Here is a 13,031-nt window from a genome sequence, read left to right on the forward strand (position 1 = left end):
TCAAAAAACACCCGATACCACCCCAATGTGCTGTTTGCGCCATAGGCTACATCGCTGCTACCCAACTTTTCGCTGCTGCATAAGTTAAACTAAACAACTCGTCATGGTTTAGATCACAGTGTGCAAGGCTAACGAAGGAGTTATGCCCTTCCATAATCAATAAGCCATTCTTTAAAAGCTCAGCCTTGAAACGGCTTCTTAACGCATAATTGTTGACGATCTCTTGACTAAAGACCAAGTCAAACAAAGCATTGTCGAAAAGCGCCTTGGCGTTCACATAATTATCTGCACCCGCTTCTTTAAGTGCCAAGTTGAGCGTCGCGACGATAGCCTTGCCCGCTTGGGAAACCAGGTTATAACCGTCACACTCCCCCATAATCTCTGCTACAGCAATTGCGGCATGAGGGGAAAGTATTTCTTTGGTGTGAGTACCGCCAATACGGGCTTCACGGTAGACAGCAATGCTATCAGGCTTACCCATAAGGATTGCAAGGGGCAAACCGTTACCGATCGCCTTACCTAAAACCACGTAATCAGGATCGAAAGAGGCGTTATTCGCCAGATAGCCACCCGGGTTCGTTCTCCCCGCAGTCTTGGTCTCGTCTAATAACAACTTCACGCCATAGTTCTTGCACATGGCGATTGCCGCTTTAATCTTCTCTTCTGAGAAGAAAGCCAGCTGGTATACGTCCAATGCGAATATGGCAATATCATTTCCATGTTCTTGCAAGATGTGTTCTAGCTCAGTCAGGTCGCCATTAACCCAGTTGAAAACAGCCTCTTCACCGCTGACGCCGCGCATGCCATTCAAATAGCGTAAATCGTTTCTTTTCTCACTGCCCAATGCTTCATGCCAGCTCGGCGACATATAGAGTTGGGCATCATGCCATCCCAAAAAACCACATCGTACGATTTTTTTTCGCTCTGTTTGCATCATCGCACATCTAAATGCAGCCGTTACTGCCTCGGAGCTGGTTTTAAATAAAGAGACAACGTTATAGCCGACATAAACGTTTTCAAATACGTCTGATACCTGGCTATGTACCTCTCCAAATCCTGGGAACGACAACCCCAAGCTTAAGGCGTCAGTCAGCCTTCTGTTAAATTCTGGATGACTGTGACCAAGAATAACCGGCCCGATACCCAAAACAAAATCCAGGTACTGATTTCCGTTACTGTCCTCTATGCGATACCCTTTCCCCTTTCTAAACTGAATAGGTTGCCCATGTGAGTCTAAAAGTCTGTCGCTGCCAACTAATGGTGAAATCATGCCTATCATCCTTGTTTTCAAGCCGAAGCAATATGTTGTTTTTCTGGAAGGTGTTTTAGCTTTTTCCACGAGTTATGTGAAAAACCATACATTCTAATTAACCAGCGATCGTTGCCATCATAATTTGCAGAACTTGAAAGGTTATCTCTGCCATGCAAAGCAATCCTGTTATTTATGATAAGAACATCACCGGGCTGTAGGACAACTCTGTTGATGTATTTCGGATCGGACAGGTGTGTTTTTAGTTTTTCCAATGCTTCATTTGCTTCGTCATTGATCCCGACAAGCTTAGAATGGCTGTATCTTATGACCAGTCGACCATTGATATCCCCAATCACACTGATATTTTCTATTTTTGAATCAACATCAAAGCTGGACTGGCTACTGGCGATATATTCAGGCTTCATCAGCTGCTCTATCGTTGAATAACTTAAGTTATTCAAAATATCATCCAGTGACCAAACCGTTGTCGCTGCCTGAATCGGGTTTCTTAGGCAGGCCAAGGCAAAAACCTCGGGGGCAATCACTTGATTTCTTGTGTCATCAGGAAGCATTTCTGACCAATGGCCATTGACGACTTCTGTATGCGGGGAAAGGGACTTTGTAGAGCGAGACCACGATTTCTCATTATTCTTGGCGGGCATAACCATATGCGCCAATCTGCCTTGCATTTCATTAAGATAAGAGGACACGGTATGACCTGTGACACCTAACATAGCCATTAGCGTTGACGCTGGTTCAATCCATAAACTCGCATCGGGTGCTTCATCATTGCAAGGCGTCGGCGGTAATTTATCGGTTGAAAAACAATTCCTCATTAATAGATAGCCATATTTCTGCCGTTCTGAGAACCACGATAGCTCAGAGTAAACATCAACATCATTGGCTAACTGTTTGCGAATATTTTCCTCAGCGATACTTTTAACGATATATGGACTAATCTCTTGATTGTAAAGGGTGAATTTATTTTTAGTGATAATGTCTTTAAGATTAAAATCAGATAAATCAATTGATAGTCCCAGTGATGACAACTTAACATTCCGTGATAAATGCCTCACACATTATCTCCTTTGAGGTTAGTTAATAACAAAATAATTTCGTATATTACTATTACACTCAATATCAAAGTAATTTGATATACGCTGTAAAAACCCAGGACACGTCATATTTAATTTCAATTTTTCATGCGATGACAGATCATTACTGATAGGTGTATAAAAGCTGTATCTTGAAGTGCGCATGTCAAAAATTTAAAAACATGCATATGGTATGAAAAATGGATACATGGGGGAATAACACTCCCTATCAATTTATTACAGTCACTATCCGTGTTGTCATTACAAGTGCTTATTCAATAACGGACAATAAAAACCAAACAACCCATTACTTTATGTTACAAATTCCGAACAAAGTATACAAACGCGCAACTTAATGTAAAGTTATTTTTTTTATTTTAAATAGCAACTATAACAATAAACATTATTTGCTTGTTATATATATTCACGATCACTTAAAAAAACCTTGATCTATCTATGAATTGGAACCATGCTCAGCGTCATTAAGCGTTAATCTTCAAAGAAAAAGGCTATTATTAAGATAAAATAAGTAACTTATCTTATGTGATGCCTGACAAGCGCAGCGGCCATCGTAACGACTGATACATAAGGTATGTGCGACATTCTGTGCAAATACTTTTTGAGCATGTGTTTGTGTTGATTAGGCGTTTTTATCACTTTATGATCTGAAATCTGCAGGAAGTCAGTATGTTCAAATACCTCGCATGTTGCTTTATGTTAGTGCTAATTTACCCCCTGGGCGTGGACTTATACCTTGTTGGCTTACCCGACATTGCCAAAGACTTAAATGCCTCTGCCGTTGACCTTCATACTGCTTTTTCTATTTATTTGGCCGGCATGGCATCGACCATGATTATCGCAGGACTGGTATCCGACCGATTCGGCCGGAAACCCATCGCATTATTGGGTGCGTTGATTTTTGTCTGCGCGTCATACGGAGCCGCGTTGACGGTTTCTGCCGAACAATTTCTTTTTGCACGATTTTGGCAAGGCGTGGGTGCCGGCTTCTGCTATGTTGTCACCTTTGCCATTCTTAGAGATACCCTGGACGATGATAAACGCTCAAAAGTGTTGTCAGTAATTAATGGTATTACTTGCATCGTTCCTGTTATTGCACCGGTTCTGGGGTATTTACTGTTAATGAGCTTTGAATGGCCAAGCCTCTTCACCGGTATGGCCATCTTCGCTGGGATTTCATGTTTAGTCTGTATATTCTGGTTAGATGAAACCTACCATAATAATAAAGAGACGCAGCCGAACAGTAAAATAATCAGTGGCGAAAGTTTATTATCAACATTATTCATCAGCCGACTATTTATTACCTGTTTGTCTATCACTGCAATTTTGACCTATGTAAACACCTCGCCAATCATATTAATGGGGCAGATGGGGTTGTCTACAGGGCAGTATTCAATATCAATGACAGGGCTGGCTGGCTTTAGCATGGCCACTTCATTTTTAACGCCCTATCTCCTGTCAAAATTTGGGCAAAAAACGCTCCTGCTATTATCACAAGCGCTATTTTTAACCTGTGCTGTTATCTTTGCACTCACACAAGCCCTGGGCCTGAATGCTTATTTAAACCTCGTCGGGTTCGCCATGATCGGTGTCGGTTTTGCTATGGGCTTCGGGATATTGATGAGCCAAGCCTTGAATCCGTTTAAGCAAAATGCCGGTTTGGCAAGTTCCGTGCTGGCCATTTGCCAGATCGCGTTCTCGGCAGGTTATATCTGGATAATGGGGATGCTGGGCGTGAGCGCAGTGAATATGCTGATTTTCCTGTTACTGTTTTCCAGCATCGCTAACACCATCGTGCTGGTCTCTGTACCCAACCAGCGGGAATGTCTCCAGGAGTAAACGCTCCCGCCCTGCCAGGCATATCCCACCGTCGAGTCCCCTAAAACGCCTTCATAGCAATATGAAGGCGTAATAATACCAAACAGCGCTACCACAGAAGCTCTTCCCCGCAATACGGTTGTGGGCATACACACGTTCAAATACGTCATGACTTTTGGGTTGTTAGCGAAAGAGACTTAAGGAACAGATTGGATTGGAGCGGGTGAAGGGAATAGAACTCTCGTATACAGCTTGGGAAGCTGCCGTTACTCCATCTATACATTGTACTTTTCATGTAACTGATCCTGTGAGAATACAGGAACAGAATCATGGCGACCAAGGGCAATCAATACCTATACCAAAACAGGGACGGTATTTGGATCTTTCAAGTATTTGTCCCTACGTATATGCGAGCAATCTGCGAGGGGAAACGTGCGTTCAGGAAAAGCACGGGAACACGTGACTTACTGCAGGCGCGTGATTTTCGTGACCACATGATCATTGAGTTCAACAAAATCAGAATCATCTTAAGCCTAATACACCTGAAATCCGTGTTCAGCGAGGCATAGCCGCCCTTCATTATCTAACTGGAACACAGCTAAAAAGAACAGCGATTAGTTTACCTACGCCACTGATCAGTGCTGATAACCCGCAGCTTGGGCATGATCCTGTAGTGGCATAGTTAATTTGTCCACCTGAATAGAGGTGATATCACCGCCTCATAGTCAAAAACAGGTGACATTATGACTGAACGTAACAGACGCAATTTTAGCCCCGAGTTTCGTCTCGAAGCTGCCCAGCTTGTACTCGATCAGCATTACACCGTTGCCACCGCTGCCACCGCAATGAATGTCGGTAAATCCACGATGGATAAATGAGTCCGCCAGCTGAAAGAAGAGTGAGCGGGAAAATCACCCATAGCGTCACCCATGACACCTGAGCAGATTGAAATACACGAGCTGAAGAAAAGACATCAACGCGTTGAAATATAACGATATATATTAAAAAGGCTACCGCACTCTTGATGTCCGACTCCCTGAACAGTTCTCATTAGTTGAGAAACTCAGAGTGCGGTTTCTCGTTGCCGTTGTGTGCAATGTGTTTGGGGTTCATCACAGCAGCTATAAATACTGGTGGCAGCCAAAGAAGCCTGATGCGACACGCGTGGTATTACTCAGTCTTGTTCGTGAAAAGCTATCGCGGAAGCAATGGCTCCGCAGGTGCACGTAATATTGCCGCGATGGTCACAACTAAAGGCGTAAAACTGAGTCGCTGGCGGGCAACAAAGCTGATGAAAGAACTGAATCTCATCAGCTGTCAGCAGCCTAGACATCGATATAAGAAGGCGTCTAAGGAACACGTAGAAATCCCCAATTATCTTGAACGCCAGTTTGCAGTAACGAAGCCTAATCAGGTCTGGTGTGGCGATGTGACTTATATCTGGGCGGGTAAACGTTGGGCTTATTTAGCCGTTGTGCTTGATTTGTTTTCCCGTAAACCGGTTGGTTGGGCGATGTCATTTTTCCCTGACTCTGTACTGACAGCGAAAGCGCTGTCCATGGCCTGGGAAGCACGAGGAAAGCCCGCTAATTTACTGTATCACTCGGACCAGGGTAACCACTATACCAGCAGGAATTTCAGACAGTTACTGTGGCGATATCAGATGAAGCAAAGCCTGAGTCGCCGGGGGAATTGCTGGGATAACAGCCCGATGGAACGTTTTTTAGAAGTCTGAAAACAGAATGGGTGCCGGATAATGGATACACTAATTTTAGCGAAGCCAGCACAGCGATAGCGAATTACATAACTGGATATTACAGCCAGCTCAGACCTCATCAATATAATGGTGGTTTGACGCCGAATGAATCAGAATGATTGTTCTGGAGAAACTCTAAAACCGTGGCCAGTTTGTGTTGACCACTATAGGTGATAGTCATCAGAACAATGGCGTTCATGGCAAAATTCTAACAATGTCCATCCACTGATCACTTCCATTACGGTACAATAATTCACACTGCAATCCTCAACATGGTACTGTATGGATACTCAAGGATTTCTTAATGCTTTAGGGCCAATTGGTGGGGGCCTCATTGGGGCGGCTATCGCAGGTATCGTCGCTACCAGTGTAGCTTTCTATAACAACAGTGTCAGTAGAACAAAATCACAAAATGAGTGGCGTAGAGATAAGGTTTTGAGCCTAATCTTGGAGTTTCAAGATGAGATGCGCCTGATTGACGACGTACTTTTTAAATATGCCTATAATCTAATGTCTAGCGATATCGAGAGTAAAGAGGCTGCTCTACTTGCTATACATCTGGAATCGTATGACAAACAATGCTACAAACAAGTTCGGGTCATAGGACAGAAGCTAGAACTGTTGATTTTACCAAATTTCAGAAGTTCCTTTAATGAGCAACTCAATCAATTCATCAGCAATGATGCCGATTACTACGCAGAGATCATTATGGGGACGTTTACCGACCCTGACCTTGGTGAATCCTTGCCCGAAAGGCACAATTTCCAACCTTTGTTCCTAGAAATACTCGACAACTTACGGTAAAAATAGATTGTCGAGTTTCTGCTCATTTTATTTGGGTTATCATTTCATACAATGAATGACCTCATGGGCAGACTCTATATTTTACTTAGTTACTAAATATTTAAAAACGAATTAAGGATAAGAACATGATTACCTTTACTTACACAGAACATGGTACAGAAAAGACTTTAGAAATAATTGAACATCGCAACCAAGGTGAAGTTGGAGTTCTAATAAAAGATTTTTATGAAGGAATAACTAACCGGCCCGCTGTCATTGCCACCCCTAGAGGATTGGGAGGAAAAGCGTATGACCTTGTTTATTCTACATTATCAAAAGAGTTACTAAATAATGGCATCGGTGACGAGATAAGAATTAGTGATACTAGCACTAAGGACGGTACGTTAAATTATAAAATTAAGCTTAGCGACGTAATTGATAAATATAGCCAAAGATAACTCTGCGTCATATAAATATAGGTGAGCCTTTTGGGCTCATCTAAGATTATAATTTTATATGCCTTGTTAAAAATCGTGTAAATTGGGTAGTTGAACCGAAGTAGTTAGGATATGCATTTTTCAATGATCTTAGATTATCAGCTGCAAGTAATACCGCGATCAAAATATCAGGATTGGCATCATCCCTATTCAACGCGTCAAGCGCTTCTTCAGCCTGGCTAATTCGAAAAGGCTCTACAGAAACGGTGAATTTCCTTTTTTTTTCATCAACATACTGCATTGTAACGAGATAATGACCACGGTAATTTTTGGGTAATTGTTTCTTTAAACGTGCATCGGTAGTTATATTCAAGGCTGTTACATAGGTTCCAAGTTTTTTCCTAACCGATAAGATCTCCTCTAACGCCTTAAGTTCTTCTTCATAAGCAGTCACTTGTTCAGATGTTAATAGGCAAGCTTTCTCATCGTGCGCCACCAAGCATCCACAAATGTAGAAAAATCTACGCCATTCTTCATGTCCTTCGTTAGATGTTTTAAGTTTTATATTCTCTAATGTGTCAATAATCTCAAGACTAGTAGCCCATGCATGTTGTAGTTCGGTACGGAGTTGTATTTCAATTTTTGTTTTTCGCCAAGGGTATTTATCATCATTATCATCGAAACAACTATATACCAAATGCACTCCACCATAACCACTTTGTTTTGGGGTTAAGTAATCAGCTTCTCTTATAATCTTGTGAGTAGACCTGCTTTTTTTAAGCTTCTCATGTAAGGATTTTAATTGTTCTATATTCTTGACAATCGCTCGACACCCACCTATATCTTGCATTCTAGTTATTTTTATGGTGTTATCAGTTTTCCCATTATCTAGACTGGGTCTTTCAAGTTTATCTATTATGGTAGAGAGTCTTTTCAAACGTCTTGCAACCAGTATTTTCTTATCAACCCTTGCAGAAGTCCTTGCTAAATGATTTTTCATCAACATCAGAGGATATAAATGTAACTCTCTGAAATTTTGAATCATCGCAATCGCTATATCCTTATCCTCACCAACACATCCATGCCGTATACTTTGAGCGGCTTTATCTATTTGAGATTTAGAATGTTTCAGGATGCATTTTTGACTTTCATACACATCATTTCCCATGTCAACTCCTAGAGATATTCTTGCTTAATTAATATTGTTATTTTTATACAGCCCTTCCATATTAAAAGGCATTTAAATTATATATATCAACGACATTATCGTATGTTACAAGGGATCTTTCAATGAATACTTATCAGCAAAGTTATCAACCTTAGCTTGTGTGGTTCCGATGTAGTGCAACGTGGACGCTAGCGAATTGGCCCCAGTGCTTTAGAGATTACCGCGATATCCGCACCCTCTGAATATTCATCTGACAGAAATTTGAGGCATCCACTGGCAGTAACTATGTAAGCACACCTGTTTTAGTTCCACGCACTTTTTGAGATTTCCGGTTTTTCAGCCATCAACCGGTACTCTTCCGGCGTCAGGCTATTCAGGGATTCATGAGGCCGCTCGTTGTTATATTCCATCAGCCAGCGCTCGGTAATTTCCCGTGCTTCATTCAGTGTTCTGAACAGGTAAAAATCCAGGATTTCTGTCCAGTATGTCCGGTTGAATCGTTCGATAAAAGCATTTTGTGTAAGCTTACCCGGCTTGATAAATTCGAGCTGTACGCCATGTTCTTCGGCCCATTGTGCCAGCGCCAGCGAGACCAGTTCTGGCCCGTTGTCCATTCGCATTTTCAGCGGGTAGCCGCGGTTTGCCACGATCCTGTCCAGCACCCGGATGACTCGCTGAGCCGGGATATTCAGGTCGATTTCTATCGCCAGTGCTTCACGGTTAAAATCATCCACCACATAGAAGGTCCGGAAGCACCTGCCGCAGACCAGCGCGTCGTGCATAAAATCGATGGACCAGCTCTGGTTTAGCGCTTGCGGCGTCGCCAGTGGTGCTGGATTACGCACTGGCAGCCGCTGTTTTCCCTTGCGACGAGAATTCAGTTTCAGCAGGCAATAAATCCGGTGAACACGTTTATGGTTCCAGGTATTGCCCTGCCTGCGCAGCAGATGGAACAGCTTCTTAAAACCGTAGCGCGAATAGCGCCCTGCCAGTTCAGTCAGCGCATGGATCACCGGTTCATCACGCCGGGCATCAGGCTGATAAAAATACACTGTCCTGCTCAGCGATAACGTCCTGCAGGCCTAGGGTAAACTCATGGCAAATTGTGCCGTCAGATAGCTGACGAGTTCACGCTTTATCGCTGGTTTTAAAGCTTTTTTCGATGACGTCTTTAAGTGCGCGGCATTCAAGGCTGAGATCAGCAAACATCAGTTTAAGCCTCCGATTCTCGTCTTCCAGATCTTTGATTTTTTTAATATCGGCCGCTTCCATCCCGCCATACTTTGCCTTCCAGTTGTAATAGCTGGCTTCCGAAAAATAGCGGCCTCACGGCACACATCCTTAACGGTACGTCCGGCTTCGACGGACTTCAATACGGCGATGATCTGGTGTTCAATGAATCGGATCTTACGCATAGCGATCTCCTCAGGGGACATAATCAGTATGTCGGAAGATCTCTAAAAGTGAATGGGCCGTTTTACAGGGATACTTACAATAGGGATCGACTTGCTCACTTCCTTCAGAATTGATCCAATATTGTCTGCATCAACAGCGGCCGGAGTATCGTCTGGAAGGTTTCCCCTCAGCATCACTGTAAAATAATTGGACTCTAGAGAGACACATGCAAAGCATCCAGTCACAAATTCAAAACCTTGACTCATAGGGACACCTGTTATTTCTGATAGTCATGTAATCTTAATTCTACCGCCGCTTTGCTGCCAGACGAGAGAAGCTGTAAAACTATCGTTTAGACTAAAATGTGCCCATGTCCGATGGGCGGTAGGACTGAGAGCGCGGCAGCAATTAAAGATCCCACGGATTCTTTTTTCTTCAACATCTTATGCTTAACGCCACACACAATGAAGGTTAGATTTTCAGTGTCAATCACGCCCTCATGCTCCTTGGAGTCAAGTGGGAACTTTACTTTATCGTCTGTGATTTTATATAGGCCACCGGGTATATTTGGGCCATGTTCAACTTGCAAATAGTCCCCTTTGATGAGCCAACGACCTTCTACCTAGTATCCAATAGCAGCACCATTTTCGTCAAAATAAAAACTCATTAGCCTTGCCTCCTTATTCTTTGAACTCAATTTCCTGATCGTCAAATTCCCCATGCCGGGACATCTTGATTGAAAAGCGTTTGAATGTTTTGAAAAACTCTTCGAGAGTTATATCAATGTGCTCTTTACGTAAACCATACTCTTCGTCAGTAATAAATGCTGAAACGCTCAGGAAACGTCCCCCTGAGTAAAAGGAAATACCCTTAACAACCTCCCCTTCCTTGAGAATACCTTTAGCTCTCAGAAGGTCGCTAAAATCCTCCTGATCTGCGCCATCCGCTGCAACACTACCTTTCCAATCGTCATACTGTACTGAAGCTTTAAAGCGTATTTTTTCCATTTTATTTACTCCTAACTATATGCATGGGCAAGGTATAACCTTAGCCTAAGCCTTTCAAAAAACAATAGAAGCCATAAAGCCCCGTTGGTGGTATCACGCAAAGCAGAGCGTTAGCGACAGCATCAGTGATCTACTCAGAGCGAGGTCTTATCAGGATAACCGTGTATCCCCTGAGGGAAGCGTGGCTGAAACGCTGGCAGAGCCTGCATATCGTGTACAGGGACGAAAACTGACATCGGGCTTAAATGCGCCTTGCTGTGAGCTTTAGAGAGGTTTTAAGCCGTGATTGGCGGCATCGTCTATCAAGTTGGATTATCGCAGTTTGAGACGTGGAACTACGGCCAGCAAGAGGGTATGATCTCTAACCAATCAACACACCGTGTCGCGACAGGTTAGCGTGTAGTTCAATGGTAGCTATCAGAGAGGCAACGCCTCTGTAGAGGGCTATTTTAGCTGGATAGTGTAGCTAAAAGAGACATGGAGCGGGTGAAGGGAATCGAACCCTCGTATGCAGCTTGGGAAGCTGCCGTTCTACCATTGAACTACACCCGCATCGGTGTGCGGCTGCCATTATAACCGGTTATCCCCGCTGGGCAAGCGGAGATAGCATGTAACTGCTGATGTTTTAGGCAGTTAGCGTAGCTTTCCTCTCTCCTCCCCCATCAGGCGAAAAAAAACCGGCACAGTGACCTGTACCGGCTGATATTAATACCCTTTGTCTTTCAATCCGCAGGGGTGTTGGCTATACCTTCCTGCGGTTTGAAATCTCTTCGGTATATGGCCTTATTTCTGTGGGCGCATTGCCGGGAACAGGATCACATCACGAATGGTGTGGCTGTTGGTGAACAGCATGACCATACGGTCGATACCGATACCCAGACCCGCGGTCGGCGGCAGGCCGTGCTCCAGCGCAGTCACGTAGTCTTCGTCGTAGAACATCGCTTCGTCATCGCCAGCGTCTTTCGCATTAGCCTGGTCAGCAAAACGCTGCGCCTGGTCTTCCGCATCATTCAGCTCGGAGAAGCCGTTACCGATTTCGCGGCCACCGATGAAGAACTCGAAGCGGTCAGTGATTTCTGGGTTAACGTCATTACGGCGCGCCAGCGGTGAAACCTCTGCCGGATATTCCGTGATGAAGGTCGGCTGAATCAGATGGCTTTCCGCCACTTCTTCGAAGATCTCGGTCACTACACGGCCCAGGCCCCAGCTCTTCTCAACCTTGATACCGATGGATTCGGCAATCGCAACCGCTTTACCCATATCGGCCAGATCGGCCAGATCGGTCTCAGGACGATACTTTTTGATCGCCTCGGTCATGGTCAGCTTCGCAAACGGCTTGCCGAAGTCGAACACTTCATCACCGTACTGCACCTGAGTATTGCCCAGCACGTTCTGGGTCAGGGTGCGGAACAGTGACTCGGTCAGTTCAATCAGGTCTTTGTAATCCGCGTAAGCCATATAGAGTTCCATCATGGTGAACTCTGGGTTATGACGCGGAGACACGCCTTCGTTACGGAAGTTACGGTTGATTTCGAATACGCGCTCGAAGCCACCAACAACCAGACGCTTCAGGTACAGCTCTGGTGCAATACGCAGGTACATATCAATGTCCAGCGCATTGTGGTGAGTAACGAATGGACGCGCAGAAGCCCCACCCGGGATCACCTGCATCATAGGCGTTTCGACTTCCATGAAGCCGCGTTCTACCATGAAGTTACGCATTGCCGCCATGATCTGAGAACGCACCTTGAACGTCTTGCGCGACTCTTCATTAGCGATCAAATCCAGGTAACGCTGGCGATAGCGGGTTTCCTGATCCGCCAGACCGTGGAACTTGTCCGGCAACGGGCGCAGGGCTTTGGTCAGCAGACGCAGTTCGGTACAGTGGATAGACAATTCGCCGGTCTTGGTTTTGAACAGCTTGCCGCGCGCACCCAGGATGTCACCCAGATCCCACTTCTTGAATTCTTCGTTATAAACGCCTTCCGCCAGATCGTCGCGCGCGACGTACAGCTGGATACGGCCACCAACGTCCTGCAGCGTAACGAATGACGCTTTACCCATGATACGGCGGGTCATCATACGGCCGGCAACGGTGACTTCTACACCCAGCGCTTCCAGCTCTTCATTGTCTTTATCGCCGTATGCAGCGTGCAGCTTGTCGGACGTGGTGTCACGACGGAAATCATTCGGGAACGCAATGCCGTTCTCGCGCAGCGCGGCCAATTTCTCACGGCGTGACTGCAACTCGTTATTGAGATCCAGCGCCTGATCGGCGCCTTGTGGTTGTTGCTCAGACATTT

General features: G+C 44.7%; 8 protein-coding genes, 1 tRNA gene and 2 pseudogenes. 4 read left to right on the forward strand and 7 right to left on the reverse strand.

Annotated elements, in window-relative coordinates; all coding sequences use genetic code 11:
- Positions 1-46: 46 nt before the first annotated feature.
- Complete coding sequence (locus ACI2J2_RS22585) at positions 47-1,270, reverse strand: aminotransferase class III-fold pyridoxal phosphate-dependent enzyme (protein WP_209639655.1); 1,224 nt, start codon at positions 1,268-1,270, stop codon at positions 47-49.
- 17 nt (positions 1,271-1,287) lie between these two features.
- Positions 1,288-2,301 (reverse strand): TauD/TfdA family dioxygenase, encoded by a 1,014-nt coding sequence (locus tag ACI2J2_RS22590; RefSeq protein WP_265556527.1) that lies wholly within the window; start codon positions 2,299-2,301, stop codon positions 1,288-1,290.
- A 732-nt stretch (positions 2,302-3,033) separates the two neighbouring features.
- Here ACI2J2_RS22590 and ACI2J2_RS22595 point away from each other — a divergent pair.
- The 4 genes and pseudogenes from ACI2J2_RS22595 to ACI2J2_RS22610 all read left to right on the forward strand — a co-directional run bounded on the left by ACI2J2_RS22595 (position 3,034) and on the right by ACI2J2_RS22610 (position 7,179).
- Positions 3,034-4,203, forward strand: coding sequence for an MFS transporter (locus tag ACI2J2_RS22595; protein ID WP_209639649.1), 1,170 nt, complete (start codon positions 3,034-3,036; stop codon positions 4,201-4,203).
- A 722-nt stretch (positions 4,204-4,925) separates the two neighbouring features.
- Positions 4,926-6,057 (forward strand): annotated as a pseudogene (locus tag ACI2J2_RS22600) (IS3 family transposase).
- 163 nt (positions 6,058-6,220) lie between these two features.
- Positions 6,221-6,742 (forward strand): hypothetical protein, encoded by a 522-nt coding sequence (locus ACI2J2_RS22605; RefSeq protein ID WP_404760888.1) that lies wholly within the window; start codon positions 6,221-6,223, stop codon positions 6,740-6,742.
- A 125-nt stretch (positions 6,743-6,867) separates the two neighbouring features.
- Entirely contained in the window at positions 6,868-7,179 is a 312-nt protein-coding gene (locus tag ACI2J2_RS22610) for a hypothetical protein (RefSeq protein WP_404760889.1), read from the forward strand.
- Between the two features lie 46 nt (positions 7,180-7,225).
- On the opposite strand, the gene ACI2J2_RS22615 is transcribed toward ACI2J2_RS22610, so the two are convergent.
- The 5 genes and pseudogenes from ACI2J2_RS22615 to lysS form a co-directional block, all read right to left on the reverse strand.
- Positions 7,226-8,326, reverse strand: coding sequence for a GTP pyrophosphokinase (locus ACI2J2_RS22615; protein WP_404760890.1), 1,101 nt, complete (start codon positions 8,324-8,326; stop codon positions 7,226-7,228).
- Between the two features lie 302 nt (positions 8,327-8,628).
- Positions 8,629-9,741, reverse strand: a pseudogene (locus ACI2J2_RS22620) (IS3 family transposase).
- Between the two features lie 660 nt (positions 9,742-10,401).
- The gene (locus ACI2J2_RS22625; RefSeq protein ID WP_404760891.1) at positions 10,402-10,728 is read right to left on the reverse strand and encodes a hypothetical protein; all 327 of its coding nucleotides are present in this window, start codon (positions 10,726-10,728) and stop codon (positions 10,402-10,404) included.
- Between the two features lie 478 nt (positions 10,729-11,206).
- Positions 11,207-11,280, reverse strand: a tRNA-Gly gene (locus ACI2J2_RS22630).
- Positions 11,281-11,511: 231 nt separating this feature from the next.
- Positions 11,512-13,029 carry a lysine--tRNA ligase gene (lysS, locus tag ACI2J2_RS22635; RefSeq protein ID WP_209639646.1) on the reverse strand — a complete coding sequence of 506 codons (1,518 nt, stop codon included), beginning with the start codon at positions 13,027-13,029 and terminating at the stop codon, positions 11,512-11,514.
- Positions 13,030-13,031: the final 2 nt, after the last annotated feature.

Source organism: Serratia sp. NPDC087055, assembly GCF_044900985.1.
GTDB lineage: Bacteria > Pseudomonadota > Gammaproteobacteria > Enterobacterales > Enterobacteriaceae > Serratia.